The sequence below is a fragment of the Pseudomonadota bacterium genome, assembly GCA_040752895.1.
Taxonomy (GTDB): domain Bacteria; phylum Pseudomonadota; class Alphaproteobacteria.
The window spans coordinates 319,356-341,348 of record JBFMHN010000003.1 but is presented as its reverse complement, the minus strand read 5'-3'; the positions used below and the strand labels follow the sequence as shown (position 1 = coordinate 341,348).

23 protein-coding genes and 1 tRNA gene are annotated in these 21,993 nt (G+C 61.5%); 14 read left to right on the top strand and 10 right to left on the bottom strand.

What is annotated here, in order from left to right; genetic code table 11:
- Nucleotides 1–2 precede the first annotated feature (2 nt).
- Nucleotides 3–91: transfer RNA gene (locus tag AB1781_07930), tRNA-Leu, on the bottom strand.
- Nucleotides 92–159: 68 nt separating this feature from the next.
- Entirely contained in the window at nt 160–918 is a 759-nt protein-coding gene (locus tag AB1781_07925; GenBank protein ID MEW5704494.1) for a competence/damage-inducible protein A, read from the bottom strand.
- A gap of 84 nt (nt 919–1,002) precedes the next feature.
- Between AB1781_07925 and sfsA the strand changes: the two genes are divergently transcribed.
- From sfsA to AB1781_07905, 4 genes are all read left to right on the top strand, one after another.
- On the top strand, nt 1,003–1,710 hold the full coding sequence (gene sfsA / locus AB1781_07920; GenBank protein ID MEW5704493.1) for a DNA/RNA nuclease SfsA: 708 nt from the start codon (nt 1,003–1,005) through the stop codon (nt 1,708–1,710).
- A 63-nt stretch (nt 1,711–1,773) separates the two neighbouring features.
- Nucleotides 1,774–2,568: a type I methionyl aminopeptidase gene (map, locus tag AB1781_07915; GenBank protein MEW5704492.1), complete on the top strand. Its 795-nt coding sequence runs from the start codon at nt 1,774–1,776 to the stop codon at nt 2,566–2,568.
- Between the two features lie 12 nt (nt 2,569–2,580).
- Nucleotides 2,581–3,279: a DNA repair protein RadC gene (gene radC, locus AB1781_07910; protein ID MEW5704491.1), complete on the top strand. Its 699-nt coding sequence runs from the start codon at nt 2,581–2,583 to the stop codon at nt 3,277–3,279.
- Nucleotides 3,280–3,311: 32 nt separating this feature from the next.
- Entirely contained in the window at nt 3,312–3,914 is a 603-nt protein-coding gene (locus tag AB1781_07905) for an arylesterase (protein MEW5704490.1), read from the top strand.
- An 11-nt stretch (nt 3,915–3,925) separates the two neighbouring features.
- Here the strand turns inward: AB1781_07905 and AB1781_07900 are convergent, their stop codons facing one another.
- The gene (locus tag AB1781_07900; protein ID MEW5704489.1) at nt 3,926–4,831 is read right to left on the bottom strand and encodes an alpha/beta hydrolase; all 906 of its coding nucleotides are present in this window, start codon (nt 4,829–4,831) and stop codon (nt 3,926–3,928) included.
- A gap of 141 nt (nt 4,832–4,972) precedes the next feature.
- Here AB1781_07900 and bioF point away from each other — a divergent pair, with 141 nt between their 5' ends.
- The 3 genes from bioF to purB all read left to right on the top strand — a co-directional run bounded on the left by bioF (nt 4,973) and on the right by purB (nt 8,357).
- A complete protein-coding gene (gene bioF, locus AB1781_07895) occupies nt 4,973–6,163 on the top strand; it encodes an 8-amino-7-oxononanoate synthase (protein ID MEW5704488.1) in 1,191 nt (396 codons plus the stop codon).
- Between the two features lie 65 nt (nt 6,164–6,228).
- Nucleotides 6,229–6,879 (top strand): hypothetical protein, encoded by a 651-nt coding sequence (locus tag AB1781_07890; protein ID MEW5704487.1) that lies wholly within the window; start codon nt 6,229–6,231, stop codon nt 6,877–6,879.
- Nucleotides 6,880–7,058: 179 nt separating this feature from the next.
- A complete protein-coding gene (gene purB / locus AB1781_07885) occupies nt 7,059–8,357 on the top strand; it encodes an adenylosuccinate lyase (protein MEW5704486.1) in 1,299 nt (432 codons plus the stop codon).
- 39 nt (nt 8,358–8,396) lie between these two features.
- Here purB and AB1781_07880 read toward each other — a convergent pair whose 3' ends face one another.
- Nucleotides 8,397–8,720 carry a DUF1476 domain-containing protein gene (locus tag AB1781_07880; GenBank protein ID MEW5704485.1) on the bottom strand — a complete coding sequence of 108 codons (324 nt, stop codon included), beginning with the start codon at nt 8,718–8,720 and terminating at the stop codon, nt 8,397–8,399.
- Nucleotides 8,721–8,829: 109 nt separating this feature from the next.
- Between AB1781_07880 and AB1781_07875 the strand changes: the two genes are divergently transcribed.
- The 7 genes from AB1781_07875 to grxD all read left to right on the top strand — a co-directional run bounded on the left by AB1781_07875 (nt 8,830) and on the right by grxD (nt 14,310).
- Entirely contained in the window at nt 8,830–9,579 is a 750-nt protein-coding gene (locus AB1781_07875; GenBank protein ID MEW5704484.1) for an NRDE family protein, read from the top strand.
- 121 nt (nt 9,580–9,700) lie between these two features.
- Entirely contained in the window at nt 9,701–10,465 is a 765-nt protein-coding gene (gene purC / locus AB1781_07870) for a phosphoribosylaminoimidazolesuccinocarboxamide synthase (protein MEW5704483.1), read from the top strand.
- Nucleotides 10,466–10,499: 34 nt separating this feature from the next.
- Nucleotides 10,500–10,742 (top strand): phosphoribosylformylglycinamidine synthase subunit PurS, encoded by a 243-nt coding sequence (purS, locus tag AB1781_07865; GenBank protein MEW5704482.1) that lies wholly within the window; start codon nt 10,500–10,502, stop codon nt 10,740–10,742.
- Nucleotides 10,743–10,791: 49 nt separating this feature from the next.
- The gene (purQ, locus tag AB1781_07860; GenBank protein ID MEW5704481.1) at nt 10,792–11,481 is read left to right on the top strand and encodes a phosphoribosylformylglycinamidine synthase subunit PurQ; all 690 of its coding nucleotides are present in this window, start codon (nt 10,792–10,794) and stop codon (nt 11,479–11,481) included.
- Nucleotides 11,478–13,679, top strand: a complete 2,202-nt coding sequence (gene purL / locus AB1781_07855; protein ID MEW5704480.1) for a phosphoribosylformylglycinamidine synthase subunit PurL — start codon at nt 11,478–11,480, stop codon at nt 13,677–13,679. The genes purQ and purL overlap by 4 nt, the downstream gene beginning before the upstream one ends.
- Nucleotides 13,680–13,708: 29 nt before the next feature.
- The gene (locus AB1781_07850) at nt 13,709–13,948 is read left to right on the top strand and encodes a BolA family transcriptional regulator (protein MEW5704479.1); all 240 of its coding nucleotides are present in this window, start codon (nt 13,709–13,711) and stop codon (nt 13,946–13,948) included.
- Nucleotides 13,949–13,974: 26 nt separating this feature from the next.
- Nucleotides 13,975–14,310 carry a Grx4 family monothiol glutaredoxin gene (grxD, locus tag AB1781_07845; GenBank protein ID MEW5704478.1) on the top strand — a complete coding sequence of 112 codons (336 nt, stop codon included), beginning with the start codon at nt 13,975–13,977 and terminating at the stop codon, nt 14,308–14,310.
- An 88-nt stretch (nt 14,311–14,398) separates the two neighbouring features.
- On the opposite strand, the gene rpsD is transcribed toward grxD, so the two are convergent.
- The 6 genes from rpsD to AB1781_07815 all read right to left on the bottom strand — a co-directional run bounded on the left by rpsD (nt 14,399) and on the right by AB1781_07815 (nt 21,941).
- On the bottom strand, nt 14,399–15,022 hold the full coding sequence (gene rpsD, locus AB1781_07840) for a 30S ribosomal protein S4 (protein MEW5704477.1): 624 nt from the start codon (nt 15,020–15,022) through the stop codon (nt 14,399–14,401).
- A 116-nt stretch (nt 15,023–15,138) separates the two neighbouring features.
- A complete protein-coding gene (locus AB1781_07835) occupies nt 15,139–15,906 on the bottom strand; it encodes an RNA methyltransferase (protein MEW5704476.1) in 768 nt (255 codons plus the stop codon).
- Nucleotides 15,906–17,510 (bottom strand): citramalate synthase, encoded by a 1,605-nt coding sequence (gene cimA / locus AB1781_07830; protein ID MEW5704475.1) that lies wholly within the window; start codon nt 17,508–17,510, stop codon nt 15,906–15,908. The genes AB1781_07835 and cimA overlap by 1 nt, the downstream gene beginning before the upstream one ends.
- The gene (cysS, locus tag AB1781_07825) at nt 17,507–18,889 is read right to left on the bottom strand and encodes a cysteine--tRNA ligase (protein ID MEW5704474.1); all 1,383 of its coding nucleotides are present in this window, start codon (nt 18,887–18,889) and stop codon (nt 17,507–17,509) included. The genes cimA and cysS overlap by 4 nt, the downstream gene beginning before the upstream one ends.
- 38 nt (nt 18,890–18,927) lie before the next feature.
- Complete coding sequence (gltX, locus tag AB1781_07820) at nt 18,928–20,283, bottom strand: glutamate--tRNA ligase (protein ID MEW5704473.1); 1,356 nt, start codon at nt 20,281–20,283, stop codon at nt 18,928–18,930.
- Nucleotides 20,280–21,941 carry an NAD+ synthase gene (locus AB1781_07815; protein ID MEW5704472.1) on the bottom strand — a complete coding sequence of 554 codons (1,662 nt, stop codon included), beginning with the start codon at nt 21,939–21,941 and terminating at the stop codon, nt 20,280–20,282. Before AB1781_07815 ends, gltX begins: the two co-directional genes overlap by 4 nt.
- Between the last annotated feature and the right edge of the window lie 52 nt (nt 21,942–21,993).

The following is a 21,993-nucleotide window of genomic DNA, read 5'->3' as shown; positions in this document are numbered from 1 at the left end:
GCTGGTGCCCGCTGCTGGACTCGAACCAGCACTCCCGTTTCCAGGAAACGGATTTTAAGTCCGTTGCGTCTACCTGTTCCGCCAAGCGGGCCATCGGAAAATCCGGGGAACCCTAATCCCGGGCGGCTACCCAGGCAACCGGGCAAGCAAGCCGACGCTTCAGTCAAGCGCTTCCTCGACCGGGTCGCCGCCCAAATCCTCCAGCAGGCGCACAACCTCGGCAAAGGCTTGCCCAACGCGCAACACCTCGACGCCGCGCACGACGATGCTCACCCCAAGTTGGCCCTTGCGAAAATAAGGATAGCTGCCGATTTCGACATCGGTGTGATGGGCCTGGACTTGGGCCAGACCCGCCGCGATCGTACCCTCGCCAAGTTTTGCGGAAGCCGCGCGCGTAAGGACCGGCGGGCCGCCGACGAGTCTTCCCTTTACCCCTTCGACCATCGCCTGCAGGACAAGCGGCGGGCCCGGCAGCACGAAAACGTTCTCTATTTGAAAGCCGGGCGACTTGCTGACCGGGTTGAGAATGAGCTTGGCCCCTCTCGGCATTTCGGCCATGCGCAGCCGGGAATCGTTGATCCGCTCCGGTCCGTAATAGTCCTCAAGGATCGCGGCGGCGCGCGGGTGGCGCTCCAAAGGCTGGCCGAAGGCCATCGCCACGGCGGCGGCGGTCACGTCGTCGTGGGTGGGGCCGATGCCGCCGGTCGCAAAGACGTAACGGTAGCGCGCGCGGCAGGCGTTCACGGCCTCGGCAATCGCATCCGGATCGTCCCGCACGACGCGCACCTCGGAGAGGCGGATCCCCCATTCGTTGAGCCGCTTCCCGAAATAGGGAACGTGTTCGTCCCGGGTACGGCCGGAAAGAATCTCGTTCCCGATAACCAGGAGGCAAGCGGTCGAAAGAGGGGTCATGGACATGCGGTTCAAGCCTTCGCTTCCAAAAAGCATAGGCCGGAAACGCGCCCGGTTGAAAGGCCAAAGCCAGGCCTCTACATTTCCGGTATGCGCTTTCCCGCCCCCCTCATCCGCGGCCGTTTCCTCACCCGCAGCAAGCGATTCTTCAGCACCGTGGAGCTTGAAAGCGGCGAACGCATAATTGCCCACTGCCCGAACCCGGGCTCGATGATGGGGCTGCTGGAGGAAAACGCCGAGGTATGGATATCGCCCGCGCAAAACCCGAATCGCAAGCTTCGCTACACTTGGGAACTCGTGCGCATCGGCGAAGGCCTCGTCGGCATCAACACGGTGCTTGCGAACCGGATCGTCGAGGAAGCCCTGCTTACCGACCGCATCCCTGGGCTTACCGGCTATGCCTCCATCCGGCGCGAGGTTCCTTACGGGCAAAATTCCCGCGTGGATTTCCTGCTCGAAAGCGGGGATAAACCCCGCTGTTACGTCGAAGTGAAGAACGTCACTCTACGGCTGAAAGACTTCGCCGCCTTCCCGGACGCCGTCACCACCCGCGGCGCGAAGCATCTTGCCGAACTTGCGAATGTCGTCCGGTCGGGCGGGCGCGCCGTCCTGCTTTACCTCGTCCAACGCGAGGATTGCACTGGTTTTGTTCTCGCCGAGGAAATCGATCCGGCCTATGTTGAAGCGGCGCGAGTGGCCCGGGCGGAAGGCGTGGAAAGCTTGTGTTTTTCCTGCCGGATAAGCGCCGAGACGATCGCGCTGGACCGCGCCTTGCCGCTCGCCTTTCGAATGGCTTGAAAACAACGCAAAGAAGTGGGCCCCGTGGAACAGGATTGGACAACCACCCAGCCGGCCGAAGCCTTGGAGGAAATCCATAGCATCACGTTTCACGATGCGAAGGGTTTCGAAGGGATGCGCCGCGCCGGCCGGCTTGCCGCCGAGACGCTCGACTTCATCACGCCTTACGTGAAGGCTGGCGTTACGACCGGAGAACTCGACCGGCTTTGCCACGATTTCATCGTGAACCATGGCGCGGTGCCGGCACCGTTGAATTATCGCGGCTTTCCGAAATCGATCTGCACTTCCGTCAACCACGTCGTTTGTCACGGCATCCCCGGCGAAAAGAAATTACGCGACGGCGACATTCTGAACATTGACGTCACCGTCATCCTCGATGGCTGGCATGGGGATACGAGCCGGATGTTTTACATCGGGAAACCCGGCGTCAAAGCCCGCCGCCTTGTCGAGATTACCTACGAATGCCTGATGCGGGGCATCGCGCAGGTCAAGCCTGGCGCCACGCTGGGGGACATTGGCCACGCCATCCAATCCCATGCCGAAGCCCAGCGCTACTCGGTCGTCCGCGATTTCTGCGGGCACGGCCTTGGCCGCATCTTCCACGATGCCCCAAGCATCCTGCATTTCGGTAAACCCGGCGAAGGCGTCACCTTGCAGGAGGGCATGTTCTTCACGATCGAGCCGATGATCAACGCGGGCGGGTATGACGTGAAAATCCTCGACGATGGATGGACGGCCGTCACCAAAGACCGCTCCCTTTCCGCACAGTTCGAACACAGCGTTGGGGTGACGGCGGAGGGGTGTGAAATTTTTACCCTGTCGCCGACCGGCCTTGTCTGCCCGCCCTATAACGTCTGACGGAGACGGGCGATGGACAGAAAGGCGACGGGGGACGAGAAGCCCCATTACCTGGGTCACCGCAAGCGTCTTCGCGAAAGATTCCTGAGCTCCGGGCCCGACTCCCTCACCGATTACGAGATGCTCGAGATGCTTCTCTTTCCGGCGTACCCGCGCCAGGACGTCAAGCCTTTGGCAAAAGCCCTGCTAAAGCGCTACGGCAATTTCGCGAACGTCCTCCAGGCCGAGCCCAAAGACCTTCTCGCCACCCCCGGTATGGGCGAGGCCGCCATGGTCGCCCTCAAGACCGTTCTGGAAGCGACCCTCCGGCTTGCCCGCCAGGAACTCCTGCACCAGCCGGTGATCGGCAGTTGGCAGCAATTGCTGGATTACCTCTACACCGCCATGGCGCATCGAAAGAATGAACATTTCCGCCTGCTTTTCCTGGACCGCAAGAACGCCCTCATCGCCGACGAAGTCCAACAGAGCGGGACGGTCGATCATGCGCCGATCTACCCGCGGGAAATCGTGAGGCGCGCCCTCGACTTCGGAGCTTCCGCCATCATCATGGTCCACAACCACCCAAGCGGCGACCCGACGCCGTCGAAGACCGATATCGCCATGACGAAGGAAGTGCGGCAGGCCTGCGAGACGCTTGGCATCGAATTGTACGATCACGTCATCATCGCCAAGCAGGGCCACCAGTCCTTCAAGACCATGGGGCTGCTTTGACCGGACGGCGGCGCGGGGCGTCCTTCTCCTTCTTGCTCCTGCTTGTGTTCTTGCTGGCGCCCGCCGCCGTGGCGGCCGATATCCGGATTGTCGCCTTCGGCGACAGTTTGACGAAGGGGTACAACCTGCCGCCGACGCAAGCCTTTCCGGCCCAACTTGAACGCGCGCTTCGCGCCAAGGGTTACGGTGTCACCGTCCTCAACGCCGGCGTTTCCGGTAACACGACGGCAAGCGGCCTTGCCCGCCTCGACCGTATCCTTGCCCTTGATCCGGAGATCGTAATTGTTGAATTCGGCGCCAACGACGTCTTCGCCCAATTCGAACCGCAGGAAAGTTACGTCAACCTGGATCGAATCCTAACCCTTCTTCGCCAGCAAAATATCCGAGTCCTGCTGACCGGCAGCCGCGTTCCTTCCGGCCTGGGCCCGGATTACGACGCGGCGTTCAACGCCATTTTCCCGGCTCTGGCCAAGAAACACCGCGTTCCGCTCTATCCCTTCTTTCTCGAAGGCGTGGCAAAGAATCCGAAGTTGAATTTGTTGGACGGGGTCCATCCAAACGCCGAAGGGGTCGCCATGATTGTTGAGGGAATCCTGCCGCACGTCCTGCGGTTGCTCGATTCCGAGGACAATTGAACGGGCGCGCGTCAAATCGAATCGGTAAATTTGTCGAACGTCTCCCAGAATCGCGCCCGAATGGGGTCGCGCTCGAACAAGAGCTCGTGGCGCGCTTCCGGAAACGAAACAAAGGTCGCCTGCGGCAGGTGATGGCAAAGGCGTATTTGAGCGTCGTTCCGGACGATTTGTTCCTCGGCGGCGCTTAGACAGAGCACCGGCACATCGATCCGGCGCACATAATCCGGGTTTTCCAGCTTACGAATGGACTGGTATGCCGCGTGCACCCAAGCGAAGGTCGGCCCGCCCAGGCCCAGCGCGGGGTTTGCTTGCGTAAGTGCCCGGCTGCGCTGGAAACGCACCGGATCGGACGTCAAAAGATTGTCCTTGAACGCGGCTGCGTAGGGGTCCGCATCCCCCATCCCAACCAAGTACTGCTTGCCGAGTCCGCACTGAACAGTAAGCCGGGCAAGTTGCTCGGCGAACGGCCGCGGCATCCCGCCGGTGTGGATATCCACCATCGGCGCCGACAGCACGGCCTTCGCAAAGAACCCCGGCCGTTCGGCCATGTAGCGGAGCGCCAGGTGCCCCCCCATCGAATGGGCCAGCGCGATATGGGGGCCGGGACTGCTTGGCCGCACGATCTCCGTCAAAAAAACGTGGAGATCCTCCAGCAAGGGGTCGAAGGAATCGGCATGCCCCTTTCGCGCGTTCGAAAGCGGCCGCGAGGAAAGCCCCTGCCCTCGCCAATCTTTCGACCAGACCGCAAACCCCCTGGCCAGCAATTCGTCGACCGTCTCGAAATATTTTTCGAGGAACTCCGTACGGCCATGCAGCAGGACAACCGCGCCGCGCGGCGGCCCTTCCGGTTGCCAGAAGGCGTAGCGAATCCGCGTCCCGTCGGCGACTTCGAAAGTGGCGAAACGGTCGTTCCTCATGCGTTTTTTAATGACCCTTCACTTCTAGTCACGCCACCTATCGTCACGCGAAGGCTTGCTCCTTCCCTATTACCGGTAGGCCTTGCCCACGTGGTATGTTTTGCACCCAAGTTGCCTTACCGACCACGCACCGAGACCCCCATGAAGCAGGCACCCCAAGCATACCATCACTTTCTGGAAAACCTGCCGGCAAACCGAAGGCGCCGGTTGCGCGCTTTCGGCAAGACGGACGGCAGCCGCATCGAACGCGAAGGCAAGACTCTCTGCAACTTCTCGTCGAACAACTATCTGGGGCTTGCTCAACATCCGGCCCTTCGCGAGCGCGCCATCGCGTGGACGGAGGCTTGGGGAACGGGGTCCGGGGCTTCCCGGCTGGTCTGCGGAAATTTAGAACTCTTCGAAAAAATAGAAGCAAAATTAGCCCGGGCGAAGCGCAAGGAGGCCGCCCTGGTAATGGCCTCCGGTTATCAGACCAACGTCGCCGTGCTGGCGGCCCTTTTGAATCGCCGGATTCTCGAGGCGGAGCCGCTCGTCTATTTCGACGCATTGAACCACGCCAGCCTTCACCAGGGCTGCCGGGCCGCCGGAGCGAGGCAGATTTGTTACCATCACAACGATCTCGATCATCTTGAATCCCTCTTGCGTGAAGGAAGGCGCGAAAACCGGCCACGCTTTATCGTGACCGAATCTGTCTTCAGCATGGATGGCGACCAAGCTGACATTAGGCAACTTGTTGAAATAGCAGATAAATATGGGGCTTTCCTCTACCTCGACGAGGCTCACGCCACCGGCGTTCTTGGCCCGGAAGGCTTTGGACTTGCCGCCGAATACGGCGACCGGATCGATCTCGTCATGGGGACCTTCAGCAAGGCACTGGGAAGCTTCGGGGCCTACGTGGTCTGTTCCGAAAAACTTCGGAGCTTCCTGGTCAATCGCTGCCCCGGCTTGATCTATTCAACCGCCCTGCCACCCGGGGTCCTGGGAGCCAATGACGCCGCTTTAGACCTCGTGCCGAAAATGGCCGCCGAGCGGGCTTGGCTCCAAGATGCCGCCGCGCATGTCCGTCACGTTTTCCGCCAGGCGGGGCTTGACATTGGGCGCTCAACAACGCAGATAATCCCCGTAATCGTGGGATCGGAAGAGAACGCGCTTCGTTTGAGTATCGCTTTGGAAACAAATGATATATTGGGTATAGCCATCCGACCCCCGACAATCCCAGAAGGAGAGAGCCGCATACGTTTTGCCATCACCGCCACCCACGACGATGCCGACATTGAGCGGCTGACTCGGGTCACGGTCAAGGCGGCCAGAGAATTACGTCTTATTCCCTGATCGGTACCGACGCAGCGCATCCAAATTTTGGAGAAAACTTTGGCTTTCAAACCAAAAACGCATTCATGGAAACGATGAAAATGACAAGGAGAGGGTTTGTGTTGCACCGGCTTCTGGTAAACTTTTTTTCCCTTCCCTTAGCCGTCCTTGCCCTGTTCGGCCTTGCCTTAGCGGCCAACCCTGCGTCTGCCAAGGATCTGTCCGAGGACAATTACCGCCCGCCGGATCTCCAGATCGTGCCGGTGAAGCCGCTGCGCGTCTCGAAAGACAACGTGATCGAACTTAGCGCGTCGGCCTGCCAGTTCGTCGAACCGGAAGGGGCCGCCCAGGACATTGCGGTTACCTTCCCGCGCGACTGCCCGCGGGAGAACCGCAAGACGCGAAGCGCCCGGGTGCCGAACATCCAGACCCTCATCATCAAGCCCGGCACGTACAAGTTCCGCGTCAAGAACGAGAACGTACCCTACGCGGTCGGTCTTGAGATTTACGAAGTCAATGACAAGGGTAAAAAGGCAAACAAGCCGCTTTTCTCCAAGGGCGAACTTCTGACCGGCTACGATGAGATTTACGAAGTCGAACTCAAGGAGGGACGTTACGTCTACACGGGGCGGCAAAACCCGACCTTCGAGTACCCATTGATCGTGACGAGTTCCGATGCCACCGGCGCAAAGGAGGCTCCGGCCGACGCGAACGAGGCTTCGGCCAAAGCGGAATAGTTCGAAGACCCGTTTCTTTATCTTTCGGGCCCAAGATTCGCCGGCGGGGGTTACCTTGCCCGAATCTCGACATTCCGGTTTTAAAAGTTTCGAACATCTGTAAAATCCGGGGCGCGGGAGATGCTTCCGCCCGCTAGGGTTGTCCGTTTCTTTGTGCCTTCTTTGGGGTGCCCGTACCCATGATTCCACGCTATGCGCGCCCGCAAATGACGGCCCTCTGGGCACCCGAAAACAAATTCAAGATCTGGCTCGAAATTGAGACATATGCCTGCGAGGCGCAGGCCAAGATCGGCGTCATCCCGCAGGAAGCCGCCGAGGCCGTGCGCAAACGCGGCAAGGTCGAGATCGCGCGAATCGAGGCCATCGAAAAGGAAACGCATCACGATGTCATCGCCTTCCTGACGAATCTAGCCGAACATGTCGGGCCAGAAGCGCGCTTCGTGCATCAAGGCATGACGTCCTCGGATGTGCTGGACACCTGCCTCGCCGTCCAGCTGGCCCAAGCCTGCGATCGAATTCTCGCGGACGTCGACCGGCTGCTCGCCGCCCTTAAGAAGCGCGCCTACGAGCACAAGGACACCGTTTGCATCGGGCGCAGCCACGGCATCCACGCCGAGCCGACAACCTTCGGCCTCAAGCTTGCCAGCCACTACGCCGCCTTCCAGCGCGGCCGCGGGCGGCTGCTCGCAGCACGCGACGAAATCGCGACCTGCGCGATTTCCGGCGCCGTCGGCACCTTCGCGAACATCGACCCCCGAGTCGAAGCCTACGTAGCGGAAAAGATGGGCCTTCGGGTAGAACCAATCTCGACGCAGGTCATCCCGCGCGACCGCCACGCGGCGTTCTTCGCCACGCTCGGCGTCACGGCCAGCACGATGGAAAATCTGGCCGTCGAAATCCGCCACCTACAGCGGACGGAAGTGCTTGAAGTGGAGGAATATTTTTCGCCAGGCCAGAAGGGTTCCTCGGCCATGCCGCATAAGCGGAACCCGGTCTTAAGCGAAAACGTGACAGGCCTTGCCCGCGTCGTCCGCGGGTACGTAACACCGGCACTCGAGAACGCGGTCCTTTGGCACGAACGGGACATTGCCCACTCCTCCGTCGAACGGATCATCGCGCCGGATGCGACGATCACGCTTGATTTTGCGTTGAACCGCCTTGCGGAAATCATCGAGAAACTGGTCGTCTATCCCGGAAACATGCGCCGTAATCTCGACGCCTTGGGCGGCCTGGCCTATTCCCAGCGCGTGCTCCTCGCCCTCACCCAAAAAGGGCTAAGCCGCGAAGCCGCCTACGCGGCAGTTCAGCGAAACGCGATGAAAGCCTGGGAGGAGAAAACCGCTTTCCTCGACCTTCTGAAGGCTGACGAAAACATCTCAAGCCATCTTGAGGCAGCGGTGCTGGAAGGGCTTTTCGACCCCCGTTACCACACGCGCCACGTCGATACGATCTTTGGGCGGGTCTTCGAAAACGCCTAGCAACGATCGGCCGCCCAGCCGGAAACCCGGAGACAACGTCTATCCGCTGGTAATTTGCTCAAAGGCGATTTGAAGGAAGCGATCCATTTCCTTGCGAACGCGGTGTTCGGAAATGTCGAGCCCCTTCTTCTGAAAATCCTGGAAGACCTTCTCGAGAACGTCGGCGTCGCCGGGCTTTTCGAAGTCGGCGGCGATGACTTCTTTCGCATACGTCTCGGCGTCGGTGCCCACGAGGCCCAAAAGCTCGGCTGCCCACAACCCAAGCAGCCGGTTGCGCCGCGCCTGGGCCTTGAACGTGGTTTCCTGATCGTGCTGAAATTTGGCTTCTGCCGCCTTCTCCCGATCCTTGAAGCTGCCGTTCATCGTCTCCACCCTGTGCTTGCCGTTTCGTTTGCTGACGGCGGGATTGCGAGATTCCCACCGCGCTCCTTATATAGCGAGCCCGGCACGGAAGTGGTATCTGAAAGTTCGCATGTGCACCCTTGTGTTCGCCTACCGTCCCGACGCCGACTGGCCGGTTTTGCTTGCCGCCAACCGGGACGAAAAGATCGGCCGGCCGGCTCTCCCCCCCGGCCGGCATTGGGATAACCGCCCCCAGGTGGTGGCCGGCAAGGACATCGAAGGCGGCGGAACGTGGCTTGGGTTAAACGACGCGGGCGTGGTGGCAGGAATCTTGAACCGGTCGGGAACGCTGGGACCGGCCGCCGGCAAGCGCAGTCGGGGGGAAATCGTCCTTCGAACCCTCGACTACGCGGACGCAACGACGGCCGCTCGGGCGCTGGACGAACTCGCTACGCAGGCCTACCGGCCTTTCAACCTGGTGGTGGCGGATAGCCGGGAGGCCTTCTGGCTGCGCAGCCTAGGCACGGGCGCCATCGAACGGTGGCGGCTGCCGCCGGGAATCTCGATGATCACGGCTCATGACCGAAACGACACGCGGTCGCATCGCATCCGCACTTATCTGCCGCTTTTCCAGGCCGCCCCCCTTCCCGATCCCGATAAGGACCATTGGGCGACATGGGAGGCCTTGCTCGCAAGCCGCGACCGCGCGGCCGACGACGGCCTTGAAGAAAGCGCCATGACGATCGCGGACCGGGATGGCTTCGGCACCGTCTCCAGCGCCTTGATCGCGCTGCCTGCCGCCGGAAAGGAAGGCCCGCCCGTCTTTCGGTTCGCCGACGGCCGTCCGGACGAGACGCTTTTCGAAAACGTGGCTGTCTGATCGCCCCCCCCCAGCCTGGCTGGCATTGTTTTCAAGGGGGAGAGTTGCTATATCTTGGGCGTGCTTTGAACCGCTCGTCCCACCGGTCGGGGGGTTTTTTCTTTTTCGGCACTGGGTATTCATGGCACGGCGCAGACGAATCTACGAAGGGAAGGCCAAAGTTCTTTTCGAGGGGCCTGAGCCGGGCACGCTCGTCCAATACTTCAAGGACGACGCGACCGCCTTCAACAACCAGAAACACGCCATCATCACCGGCAAGGGGGTCCTGAACAACCGGATCTCGGAATACCTGATGACCCGCCTGGGGGAGATCGGAATTCCGACTCATTTCGTCCGCCGGCTCAACATGCGCGAGCAACTGATTCGGGAAGTGGAAATCATTCCCGTCGAGGTTGTGGTGCGGAACGTCGTCGCGGGCTCGCTTGCCACGCGGCTGGGCCTCGAGGAAGGCGCGCCGTTACCGCGTTCGATTATCGAATACTATTACAAATCCGATAAACTCGGCGATCCGCTTATCTCGGAAGAGCACATCACCGCCTTTGGCTGGGCGTCGGCGCAAGAACTCGATGACATCCTGTCGATGTCGCTTCGCATCAACGATTTTCTTCTCGGCCTTTTCTTCAGCATCGGGCTCCGTCTCATCGACTTCAAACTCGAGTTCGGCAGGCTGTACGAAGGCGACCAGGTGTATGTCGTCCTCGCCGACGAAATCAGCCCGGACGGCTGCCGCCTTTGGGATGTGCGGACAAACGAGAAGTTCGACAAGGATCGTTTCCGCCGGGATCTCGGAAATGTCGAGGGCGCCTACCAAGAAGTGGCGCGGCGGCTTGGCATCCTTCCGGAAGGCGGACCAACGGACCTCAACGGTCCGGCCGTCATGCAGTGATCAAGGCGATCGTTCCATTGAAAAAGCGCGGCGCATGAAGGCGGGCATTCATATCATGCTGAAATCGGGCGTTCTTGACCCGCAAGGGAAGGCCATAGAGAACGCTTTGAAATCGCTTGGCTTTAACGGTATAAATGGGGTCCGCCAGGGCAAGTATATCGAAATCGAACTGGCGGAAACCGACCCCGCGCGCGCCAAAGAGGTCTTGAAGGCGATGTGCACGAAGCTGCTCGCCAACCTCGTCATCGAAAACTACGAAATCGAGTTGCTGGACTAAGGCCCGGATTTGTTCGTCCCGCCGTCAACCCCCCGAAGAGACCGTCGCCGTGAAGACCGCCGTTATCGTCTATCCCGGTTCGAACTGCGATCGAGACGTTCGCGTCGCTCTTGCGCACGCCATGGGGTGTCAACCGCTAGCCGTGTGGCACCGGGACAGCGAATTCCCTGAGGTGGACCTGATCGTACTGCCCGGCGGGTTCTCTTATGGCGATTACCTTCGTTGCGGCGCGATGGCGGCCCATTCCCCCATCATGCGGGAGGTGCGGCGACGGGCCGAACGGGGCGTGCCGGTGCTCGGCATCTGCAACGGCTTCCAAATCCTGACCGAAACGGGACTGCTTCCCGGTGCGCTGCTTCGGAACGAAGGCCTCAAATTCATTTGCCGCGACGTCCATCTGCGAGTCGAAACGCCCGCAAGCCTTTTCACGCAGGCCTACCGCAAGAACGAGGTGCTTCGCATTCCGATCGCCCATCTCGAAGGAAACTATTTCGCCGACGCGGAGACGCTTGAGGAACTGGAAGGGGAAGGCAGGGTCGCTTTCCGGTATTGCACCCCGGAAGGCGGAAAGGACGCAGGGTCGAATCCGAATGGATCCGCCCACGACATCGCCGGCGTGTTCAATGAAACGCGCACGGTTCTCGGCATGATGCCGCACCCCGAACGGCTGGCCGAACCGCTGCTTGGGGGCGAAGACGGCAAGCGCCTGTTCGAAGGCCTTGCGGCGAGTTTCGCATGACTGGCACCCCCCCCGACGTCACCCCCGACATCGCCGCCCAGCACGGTCTTAACGCCGAGGAGTACGAAAAGGTGCTCGCAATCCTCGGCCGGAAGCCGAACCTAACGGAACTCGGCATCTTCTCCGTCATGTGGAGCGAGCATTGTTCCTACAAATCCTCGAAACGCTGGCTGAAAACCCTGCCGACCGAGGCCCCTTGGGTCATCTGCGGGCCGGGTGAGAACGCCGGCGTCGTCGACATCGGGGACGGCCAGGCGGCTGTCTTCAAGATGGAGAGCCACAACCACCCCTCTTTCATCGAACCCTACCAGGGCGCGGCGACCGGCGTCGGTGGCATCCTGCGCGACGTCTTCACGATGGGCGCGCGACCGATCGCCAACCTCGATTCGCTGCGCTTTGGAAGCCCGGACCATCCAAAAAGTCGTCACTTGGTGGCCGGCGTCGTCGCCGGCATCGGCGGCTATGGCAACTGCATCGGCGTACCCACCGTTGGCGGGGAATGCAATTTCCATCCTTCCTACAACGGCAATATCTTAGTCAACGCAATGACGGTCGGCCTTGCGGACGCCGACCGCCTCTTTTATTCGGCGGCGGCCGGACCTGGGAATCCCATCGTCTACGTCGGGTCGAAGACCGGCCGCGACGGAATCCACGGAGCCACCATGGCCTCGGCGGAATTCGACGCGGATTCGGACGCCAAGCGCCCGACCGTGCAAGTGGGCGACCCCTTCACCGAGAAACTGCTGCTGGAAGCCTGCCTCGAATTGATGGCGACCGACGCAATTGTCGCTATCCAGGATATGGGGGCGGCGGGGCTGACATCGTCCTCTTTCGAGATGGCATCGAAGGGCGACACCGGCATCGAAATGGACCTCGACCGGGTGCCGATCCGCGAGGCAGGCATGACCCCTTACGAAATTATGCTTTCGGAAAGCCAGGAACGCATGCTGATGGTCTTGAAGCCGGAACGGACCGACGTGGCGCGGGCGATCTTCGAGAAGTGGGAACTCGACTTCGCCGTCATCGGCAAGGTTACGGACAGCGGCCATATGGTTCTGCGATCGAAGGGGGAAGTCGTCGCCGACCTTCCCATCGCACCGCTTGCCTCGGCGGCACCGAGCTACGACCGGCCGTGGACGCAGCCCATTATAGCGCCACCCCTTTCCTTGCCCATCGGCAAGGCGCCACAAGACCCCGGAGAAAGCCTCCGCCGCCTGATCGGCAGCCCCGATCTCGCCAGCCGCCGCTGGATCTGGGAGCAGTACGACCACATGGTGATGGCGGACACCATCAACCGGCCCGGCGGCGACGCCGCGGTCGTCCGCGTCCATGGCACGAACAAAGGACTTGCCATGACGACGGATTGCACGCCCCGCTATTGCGGGGCAAACCCCAGGGTGGGCGCGGCCCAGGCCGTGGCGGAAGCGTGGAGGAACTTGACGGCGGTCGGCGCCAGGCCGCTCGCCATCACGGACAATCTGAATTTCGGCAATCCGGAACGGCCGGAGATCATGGGCCAGTTCGTGGCCGCCATCGAGGGAATACGGGAAGCCTGCCTGGCCCTTGATTTCCCCGTCGTCTCCGGCAACGTCTCTCTCTACAACGAGACGAACGGGCAGGCGATCTTGCCGACGCCTGTGATCGGGGCGATCGGCCTGCTTGCGGATCTCGACAAGCGCATGACGCATGCCTTCAAGCGCGCCGGCGAGACGATTTGCCTGATCGGCGAGACGCGGGGCGAGCTTGGCGCTTCCGTTTACCTTCGCGAGATTTTTGGGCGGGAGAAAGGGGCGCCTCCCGCGGTGGATCTTGCCGCGGAACGGCGGAACGGCGATTGCGTGCGCCGCCTCATCGAAAGCGGGAAGGTGACGGCTTGCCACGACATCGGCGATGGCGGCATCGGCATCGCGCTCGCGGAGATGGCGCTGGCTGGCGGCATCGGCGTCGCGATAGAACCTAGGAACGACGGCTTGCCCTTAGAGGCCTGGCTCTTCGGCGAAGATCAGGGGCGTTACCTGCTTACGTCGGCGGAGCCCGAGGCCGTGCTGGAGGAGGCCGAACAGGCAGGCGTGCCCGCCTTCATCCTCGGGAAGACCGCCGGCGATGCATTGAAAATCGAAGGCATCCGGCCTATATCGTTAGCCAGCCTCCGGGAAGCCCATGAAGGCTGGTTTCCCGCTTACATGGCGGCCCTTTAAGGCCGACCTTTAAGAAAGAAACCCTGACGATGGCGATGGACGCCCACGAAATCGAGCGTTTGATCCGGGAAACGCTGCCCGACGCGCAAGTGACCATCACGGACCTGCGGGGGGATGGCGACCACTACGCCGCCCGGGTCGTTTCCGCCGCCTTCAAAGGCAAGAGCCGCGTCCAGCAACACCAGATGATCTATAAGGCTCTGCGTGGTAACATGGGCGAAGCCTTGCACGCCTTGGCGCTCCAGACCGCGCTACCGGAAGGGACCTAAGGCTTACTTCAAACGACGAGGAACCAATGGCCGATAGCCCCGTATTCGACCGCATCCGTGCGGATCTTTCCGAGAATCAGGTCGTCCTTTTCATGAAAGGCTCGCCCGTCTTTCCCCAATGCGGGTTTTCCGCCACCGTGGTCGAAATCCTTTCACGAATGGGCGTGAAATTTAAGGGGGTTGACGTGCTGTCGGACCCCGATCTCCGCCAAGGCATCAAGGCGTTCAGCGACTGGCCGACGGTGCCTCAGCTTTATATCAAGGGCGAATTCATCGGCGGTTGCGACATCGTCCGCGAGATGTATGAAAGCGGCGAACTTTCAGGTCTTCTGAAGGAAAAAGGCATCGAGGCGGCGAGCTAATCCCAAGAATCGATGGAATAGAGATGGAATAGATACGAAAAGGGCGGCCCTTGGGCCGCCCTTTTCGTATCCGAAGACCTGGCCTTCGTCAGCGTGAGTAGAATTCGACGACGAGGTGCGGTTCCATCTGCGCCGGGTACGGCACGTCGCCAAGCATCGGCACGCGCAGGAACTTTCCCTTCATTGCCTTGAAATCAACCTCGATATATTCCGGAACGTCCCGCTCGGACGACTGGGCCGCTTCCAGCACGACGGCCAATTCGCGGGATTTTTCCTTCACCTCGACGACGTCGCCTTCCTTCAGCAGGGCGGAGGGAATCGTCATGCGCTTGCCGTTCACGCGCACATGCCCGTGGTTGACGAATTGCCGGGCGGCAAACACGGTCGGCACGAACTTCATCCGATAAATGATCATGTCCAGCCGGCGTTCCAGCAGGCCGATCAGCCGTTCGCCCGTATCGCCCTTGAGCCGAATGGCTTCCTCATAGATCCGCCGGAACTGCCGCTCGCCGATGTTCCCATAGTAACCCTTTAATCTCTGCTTGGCGGCGAGCTGGACACCGAAGTCCGAGACCTTCCGCCGACGCAGATTCGACGGCCCATGCTGGCCGGGGCCGTGTTCCCGCCGGTTCACGGGACTTTTCGGGCGTCCCCAAAGATTAACGCGCAAGCGCCGGTTGATCTTGTATTTGGATTGCAGCCGTTTCGTCATCGGACCTTACATAATCAATAATATCAACTACTTCCCAGAAACCCCGCCGCCTTCGGCCGGGAGCGGCGTACTATACGCGCGAACGGCAGGCTGTCAAACCGATTTCCCGCCTATTTTCAGCCTTTCGACCGGCGATCGAGACAGCTCACGATGCCTCGAAGCGTGCTCACCTCCCGGTCCGTAAGTCCCGCCCGGGTGAAGATGTTCCGGATATTGCGAACCATTCCTGGCCGTTTCTCAAGCGGGCGGAGAAAACCGCAAGCGTCGAGCGCGCCTTCAAGATGCCCAAACAAACCCTGGAGTTCGACCTGGGCGGCCGGGCGTTCGTCATGCTGGCAGCGGGTGTCGGCGGGTGTCGGCGCAGCGAGACCGGCTTGAAACCACTCGTAGCCCAACAGAAGCACGGCCTGGGCAAGGTTAAGCGAGGCGAAGGCCGGGTTGAGCGGCACCTCGACGATGGCTTCCGCCAGAGTCACGGCGTCGTTCGTAAGACCGGCGCGTTCGGGCCCGAAAAGAATGCCGATTTTATCGCCCCTTTTTTCGGCCTCCCGCATGCGCACGGCAGCCGCGCGTGGGGCGAGAACGGGCTTTTCCATGTTACGCGGCCGGGCGGTCGCCGCAAAGACGTGCCGGAGATCGGCAATCGCTTCCGCAAGCTCCTCATAAACGCGTGCCTTCTCAAGCACCCGGTCGGCGCCCGCCGAAGCGGCAAGCGTTTTTTCGTTCAGCCAACCCTTGCGGGGGGTCACCAGCCGAAGTTCTCCAAGGCCGCAATTCCACATCGCGCGTACGGCGGTGCCGATGTTTTCTCCCAGCTGGGCATCGACGAGCACGATGATTGGACCGCCGCTTTTCGTAGCTCGCGTCGAATTGGTACCCGCCATCACACCTTGGCGCCCGCGCGGAACAGAAGGTAGGTAATGCTGTCGTGCAGCGCGTTGTAGGAGGCGTCTATCACGTTCGTGGAAACGCCCACCGTCGTCCAGTGATCGCCCTTGCCGGCGGCGCTTTCGATCATTACGCGCGTGCGCGCTTCGGTGCCAAAGCTCGAATCCAGAATCCGCACCTTGTAATCGACGAGGCGCAGCTTGCCGAGCTGGCGATAGATCGGCACCAGCGCCTGACGAAGCGCGTTATCAAGCGCGTTCACGGGCCCGTTCCCTTCCGCCACGGTGAGGGTGTTCTTGCCGCCGACGCTCACGTTGATCTTCGCTTCCGAAAGCGTAACCAGCTCGCCCTTTGCGTTCCAGCGGCGTTCATCGATGACCCGGAAGTTGTTGAGTCTGAAATATTCCGGAACCTTGCCGAGCGCCCGGCGGGCCAGCAGTTCGAAGCTGGCACCGGCGACGTCGTAGGAATAGCCCTCGTATTCCCGCATTTTTACCTTTTCGATGAGCGCCGACAGGCGCGGATCGTCCGCCTTCAGCTTGACCCCGATTTCATCGAGCCGGGCCAGCACGTTCGCCTTCCCTGCCTGGTCCGAAACAACGACGTGGCGATGGTTGCCAACGCGTTCGGGGTCGATGTGCTCATAGGTTTTCGGATCTTTCGCCACCGCCGAGACATGAAGGCCGCCCTTGTGCGCGAAGGCCGACACCCCGACGTAGGGCGCGTGGTGATTGGGAATACGATTCAGCCGGTCATCGATCAGGCGGGAAACGTGCGTAAGCTGCCGTAAATTTTTTTCGCTAACACCCGTCGTATATCCCATTTTCAGCATCAAGGTCGGCAGAAGCGAGACAAGGTTGGTGTTCCCGCACCGCTCGCCCAGGCCGTTCATCGTGCCCTGCACCTGGCGCGCGCCCGCCCGCACGGCGGCAAGGCTGTTGGCGACGGCGTTCTCCGTGTCGTTGTGGCAATGGATTCCAAGGCGCTCCCCCGGCACCTCTTTCGCTATCGCCGCGACGATCGCTTCCACCTCATGGGGCAGCGTGCCGCCGTTCGTGTCGCAAAGGACGACCCAGCGCGCGCCGGCCTCGTGGGCCGCCCGGATACAAGCGAGCGCGTATTCCGGGTTGGCCTTGAACCCGTCGAAGAAATGTTCGGCATCGAAGAGAACTTCGGCCACGCGCTCATTTGCGTAGGTGACGCTTTGGCGGATCATCTTGAGGTTTTCTTCGAAGGTGGCCTTAAGGGCGACCTTGACGTGAAAATCCCATGTCTTGCCCACCAGGCAGACCACTTTTGCCCCGCTTGAGAGCAGCCCTGCCATGCCCGGATCGTTCTCGACGCTGCGGCCGAGCCGGCGCGTCATCCCGAACGCGGCAAGCCGCGCGTTGCGCAGTCTCGGCGGTTTGGTGAAGAAGGTGTCATCGGTCGGGTTCGCCCCCGGCCAGCCCCCTTCGATGTAATCGATGCCGAGGCGATCCAGTTCTTCCGCGATGGCCACCTTGTCGCTGACGTCGAAATCGACCCCTTGGGTCTGCTGCCCGTCGCGCAGGGTGCTGTCGTAAAGGTAGACTCGCTTATCCGATTTCCTGCGGATCATCCTGCCCGTCTCCAAATTGTCTTTCCGGCCCGATCTTCGAGCAGGACCCCTTCGGCGGCAAGCGCGTCGCGGATGCGGTCGGCTTCCCGAAAGTCCCTTGCCTTGCGGGCTTGGTCGCGGCGGGCGATCAGGCGCTCGATCGCCGCCGCGTCGAAGGCGACGGCTCCCGCTGGATGCCAACGAAACCAAGCTCCCGGAGCCTGTTGAAGTAGCCCAAGGGCCGCCCCGCCCGCAAGCAATTCCGCCTTGATGTCCGCCTTGATGTCCGCTGTTTCGGCCTTGTTGAGCCGGCCGGCGAGGCCGGCGAGATGGCCGAGCGCCTCCGGCGTGTGAAGGTCATCAAGGAGGCGCGCCTCCACTCCTTCCGAAACCGTCGCCGTCGCGGCGTGAACGTCTTCCGCCTGACGAAGCGCGGTATACAGCCGATCGAGCTTTTCCTTCGCCTGGGTCAGCGTCTCGTCCGTCCAGTCCAGGGGCTGGCGGTAGTGGGTTGAAAGCACCGCGAAGCGGACGACTTCGCCGGGAGCCTGTTTCAGAAGGTCGCGGACTGTCAGGATATTGCCGAGCGATTTCGACATTTTTTCGCCGTTCACGGTAAGAAAACCGTTGTGGACCCAAAATCTGGCGAACGGCTTGCCGTCATGGGCGCAGGTGCTTTGGGCGATCTCGTTCTCGTGATGGGGAAACACGAGATCGCGACCGCCGCCGTGGATATCGAAGGTCTCGCCGAGATAGGCCTCGCTCATCGCCGAACATTCGACGTGCCAGCCGGGCCGCCCCCGTCCCCACGGGCTGTCCCACCCGGGAAGGTCGGGAGTGCTTGGCTTCCACAGCACGAAATCGGCCGGGTCTTTCTTGTAAGGGGCCACTTCGATGCGGGCGCCGGCGATCAGCTCGTCGCGGTTTTTCCCGGAAAGCTTGCCGTAACCTGGCAGCGTGCCCACCTCGAACAGGACATGCCCTTCCGCCACGTAGGCATGCTTTTTTTCGATCAGGCGTGCGATCATCGCCACCATGCGCACAACGTGTTCCGTCGCCCGCGGTTCCACGTCCGGCGGAAGCGCCCCAAGCGCCGCCATGTCTTCGTGGAAGGCATGGGCCGTCCGCTTGGTAAGCTCGGAAATCGACTCATTGTTTTCGGCGGCCGCGGCGTTGATCTTGTCATCCACGTCGGTGATGTTGCGGACGTAAGTGACGTTTTGGAAACGGCGTTTCAGCAGGCGGTATAAAACGTCAAAGACAAGGACGGGCCTGGCGTTCCCGATATGCGCCAGGCTGTATACGGTAGGGCCGCAGACATACATGCCGACCCTGTCCGGGATCAGGGGCGCGAAGATTTCCTTCTTGCGTGTCAGCGTGTTGTAGAGAACAAGTTCCATAGGTCACTATGGGCGGCATATGGCTTGACCAGACGCGTTCAGGCCGCCTCCCCCTGAAGCCGCGCGAGAGCCCGTTTTCGGCCGATCATCGGTAACAGATTCTGCATTTCGGGTCCATGTTCGGCCCCGGTAAGCGCCTGCCTGAGCGGGCGATAAAGCATCTTGCCTTTACGGCCGGTCACCTGTTTCACGGCTTCGGTCCATGTGCGCCAGGTATCTTGCCCCCATTCCTCTTCGGGCAGAAGCGAGGCCGCCTTTTCGACAAACGCCCCGTCCTCGATAACGGGCCGGACCTCGCCATAGCAGACGCGCCACCACGTCATGGCATCGGACAGGCGGTCCAAATTCTCGCGAACGGCCAGCCAGAAGGCCTCGGCGACCCCCTTGAGGCCCAACGCCTCGAGGCGCGCCCGCACCGTCGAAAAAGGAAGCGTATGAAGGAGCCTGGCGTTAAGGCCCTTAAGTTCCTCCAGATCGAATTTCGGCGTAGCGCGGGCGAATTTTTGCAAGTCAAAGCCGGCCAAGAGGGCTTCGAGCGAGGCAAAGGGGGCGACGGGGTCCGAGCTACCAACCGTCGCCAGCAGGCTGTTCAGCGCCATCGGTTCGAACCCATCCGCGCGCAGTTCGGCAACGGCAAGGCTGTCTTCCCGCTTCGAAAGGCCCTTGCCACCGATATCCGTCATCAGCGGAAGGTGGGCAAAGCGCGGCGGCGTCGCGCCCAACGCCTCGAAAATCTGGATTTGAACGGCCGTGTTCGTCACGTGATCTTCCCCACGCAGGATGTCCGTCACCGCGAAGTCTATGTCGTCGACGACAGCGGGCAGGATAAAAAGCGGCGTGCCGTCGGCGCGCAGGAGAACCGGGTCGCTCAAGTTCACCGCCGCGAACCGCACCTCGCCTCGGACGCCATCGGCCCAGCGGATTTCCCGGTCCTCGAGCAGGAAGCGCCAGTAAGGCTGACGGCCCTTCGCCTCGAACGCACGACGGTCCGCCTCCTGCACATGCAGCGCCGCCCGGTCGTAGATCGGCGGCTTCCCCCGGGAAAGGAGCGTCTTCCGTTTCAAGGCCAGCTCTTCCGCCGTTTCGTAACACGGGTAAAGCCGCCCCGCCGCCTTCAGCTTCTCGGCGGCGGCGGCGTAAAAAGCGAGGCGGGACGACTGTCGCATCTCCACGTCCCAAAGCAGGCCAAGCCAACGCAAATCCTCCCGCGCCGCTTCGACATATTCCTCCTGGCTGCGCTCGCTATCCGTATCGTCGAAGCGAAGGAGAAAGCGACCGCCGGACTTTCGCGCCAGCAGCCAATTGAGAAGGGCGACGCGCACGTTTCCGACATGCAGCCGCCCGCTTGGGCTTGGCGCAAAGCGCGCGACGACAGAGTGCCCAGCCTCGCTCATGCCAACCCCTTGTAGCGGTTCGTGATCGGGTAACGCCGGTCGCGGCCGAAGGAACGGCTGGTGATCTTGACGCCGGGCGGCGCCTGTCGGCGCTTGTACTCGGCGACATCCAGCATCCGCCAAACCCGGCTCACGGTCTCACGGTCGTGACCGCGGGCGGCGATCTCGTCCACGGACATGTCCTTCTCAATTAGGCAGCAGAGAATGTCGTCGAGCGCTGCATAGGGCGGCAGTGTGTCCTGATCGCGCTGATTCGGCTTGAGTTCGGCGGTCGGCGCCTTCGTGAGCACGCGTTCCGGGATAACGGCGCCTTTCGGCCCCAGGGAGCCTTCCGGAAAATGCGCGTTACGCCAACGGCTCAATCCATAGACCGTTGTCTTATAAACGTCTTTAAGGATGGCGAACCCCCCCGCCATATCGCCGTAAAGCGTGGCGTAACCGACCGACATTTCCGACTTGTTCCCGGTGCTGAGAACGAGGTAGCCGAACTTGTTGCTGAGCGCCATCAGCGTCATGCCGCGGGCACGCGCCTGGATGTTCTCCTCGGTTGCATCCGCCGGACGTTCCACGAAAAGATCCCTCAGCATCGAATCGAAGGCGCCCATCGCAGGCTCAATCGAAACCGTATCGAGACGAATACCGAGATTTTTGGCCAGCATCTCGGCGTCTTCGAGGCTTTCCTTCGAGGTGTAGGGCGAAGGCATGCGAACGCCGTGCACACGGTCCGCCCCCAGGGCGTCCGTCGCAAGCGCTGCGGTGAGGGCTGAATCGATGCCACCGGAAAGGCCGATCAAAACACCGGGAAAGCCGTTCTTCGCGACGTAATCCCGAAGGGCGAGCAAAAGCGCCTGATAAATCGCTTCCAGCCCTTCCGTTCCCTTCGCCACGGGACCCGGTTCGCACAGCCAAACACCCGTGTGCCGACGCCAACGGGTCAGCAGAATTTCCTCGCGCCAATCGCAGGCGCGGGCGGCAAGGTTGCGATCGTGTCGAAGGACAAAGGAACTGCCATCGAACACCAGTTCGTCCTGCCCGCCGACTTGGTTGACGTAAAGAAGCGGCAGGCCGGATTCGACGCCGCGCGCAACGGCAAGGTTCAGACGCTTGTCCGGCTTATCCACTTCGAAGGGAGAGCTGTTGAGAACCACGAGGATTTCCGCACCCGATTCGCTCAAGCATTCCGTCACGTCCGGCTTCCACATGTCCTCGCACACCATGACACCCAAGCGCACGTCGCGGAAGTTCATCGGCCCCGGCAACGGGCCTGGAGAAAAGATCCGCCCTTCGTCGAAGACACCATAGTTCGGAAGATCGTGCTTGAAGCGGACGCTCGCGATCTTCCCCTTCTCCAACAGCAGGGCGGCGTTGTAAAGCGCGTCCCCCTCCCGCCAAGGCGCGCCGACGAGAAGGCCGGGCCCGTCTTCTCGAAGATCCGCCACAAGACTCCGCACCGCCTCCTTGACCGCCGCCTGAAAGGAGGGTTTCAGAACGAGGTCCTCCGGAGGGTAGCCGGTCACAACGAGTTCGCTTGCGATGACAAGGTCGGCGCCCGCCTCTGCCGCCTCGCGGTAGGCCTTGTGAATCTTCACCAGATTCCCGGCGAGATCGCCGACGGTCGGGTTGATCTGGGCCAGGGCAATTGTCAGGTGATCGGTCATCGGGCTGGATGGCCTTGTCCGCGCGTCGGGGTTGAAGGACTTAACTACCGGG

What these genes read in the sequence shown, in the direction of transcription:
- AB1781_07925 (MEW5704494.1), bottom strand. Translation starts at nt 918, where the DNA reads ATGTCCATGACCCCTCTTTCGACCGCTTGCCTCCTGGTTATCGGGAAC.
- sfsA (MEW5704493.1), top strand. Translation starts at nt 1,003, where the DNA reads ATGCGCTTTCCCGCCCCCCTCATCCGCGGCCGTTTCCTCACCCGCAGC.
- radC (MEW5704491.1), top strand. Translation starts at nt 2,581, where the DNA reads ATGGACAGAAAGGCGACGGGGGACGAGAAGCCCCATTACCTGGGTCAC.
- AB1781_07900 (MEW5704489.1), bottom strand. Translation starts at nt 4,831, where the DNA reads ATGAGGAACGACCGTTTCGCCACTTTCGAAGTCGCCGACGGGACGCGG.
- bioF (MEW5704488.1), top strand. Translation starts at nt 4,973, where the DNA reads ATGAAGCAGGCACCCCAAGCATACCATCACTTTCTGGAAAACCTGCCG.
- AB1781_07890 (MEW5704487.1), top strand. Translation starts at nt 6,229, where the DNA reads ATGGAAACGATGAAAATGACAAGGAGAGGGTTTGTGTTGCACCGGCTT.
- purB (MEW5704486.1), top strand. Translation starts at nt 7,059, where the DNA reads ATGATTCCACGCTATGCGCGCCCGCAAATGACGGCCCTCTGGGCACCC.
- AB1781_07880 (MEW5704485.1), bottom strand. Translation starts at nt 8,720, where the DNA reads ATGAACGGCAGCTTCAAGGATCGGGAGAAGGCGGCAGAAGCCAAATTT.
- AB1781_07875 (MEW5704484.1), top strand. Translation starts at nt 8,830, where the DNA reads ATGTGCACCCTTGTGTTCGCCTACCGTCCCGACGCCGACTGGCCGGTT.
- purC (MEW5704483.1), top strand. Translation starts at nt 9,701, where the DNA reads ATGGCACGGCGCAGACGAATCTACGAAGGGAAGGCCAAAGTTCTTTTC.
- purS (MEW5704482.1), top strand. Translation starts at nt 10,500, where the DNA reads ATGAAGGCGGGCATTCATATCATGCTGAAATCGGGCGTTCTTGACCCG.
- purL (MEW5704480.1), top strand. Translation starts at nt 11,478, where the DNA reads ATGACTGGCACCCCCCCCGACGTCACCCCCGACATCGCCGCCCAGCAC.
- AB1781_07850 (MEW5704479.1), top strand. Translation starts at nt 13,709, where the DNA reads ATGGCGATGGACGCCCACGAAATCGAGCGTTTGATCCGGGAAACGCTG.
- grxD (MEW5704478.1), top strand. Translation starts at nt 13,975, where the DNA reads ATGGCCGATAGCCCCGTATTCGACCGCATCCGTGCGGATCTTTCCGAG.
- rpsD (MEW5704477.1), bottom strand. Translation starts at nt 15,022, where the DNA reads ATGACGAAACGGCTGCAATCCAAATACAAGATCAACCGGCGCTTGCGC.
- AB1781_07835 (MEW5704476.1), bottom strand. Translation starts at nt 15,906, where the DNA reads ATGGCGGGTACCAATTCGACGCGAGCTACGAAAAGCGGCGGTCCAATC.
- cimA (MEW5704475.1), bottom strand. Translation starts at nt 17,510, where the DNA reads ATGATCCGCAGGAAATCGGATAAGCGAGTCTACCTTTACGACAGCACC.
- cysS (MEW5704474.1), bottom strand. Translation starts at nt 18,889, where the DNA reads ATGGAACTTGTTCTCTACAACACGCTGACACGCAAGAAGGAAATCTTC.
- gltX (MEW5704473.1), bottom strand. Translation starts at nt 20,283, where the DNA reads ATGAGCGAGGCTGGGCACTCTGTCGTCGCGCGCTTTGCGCCAAGCCCA.
- AB1781_07815 (MEW5704472.1), bottom strand. Translation starts at nt 21,941, where the DNA reads ATGACCGATCACCTGACAATTGCCCTGGCCCAGATCAACCCGACCGTC.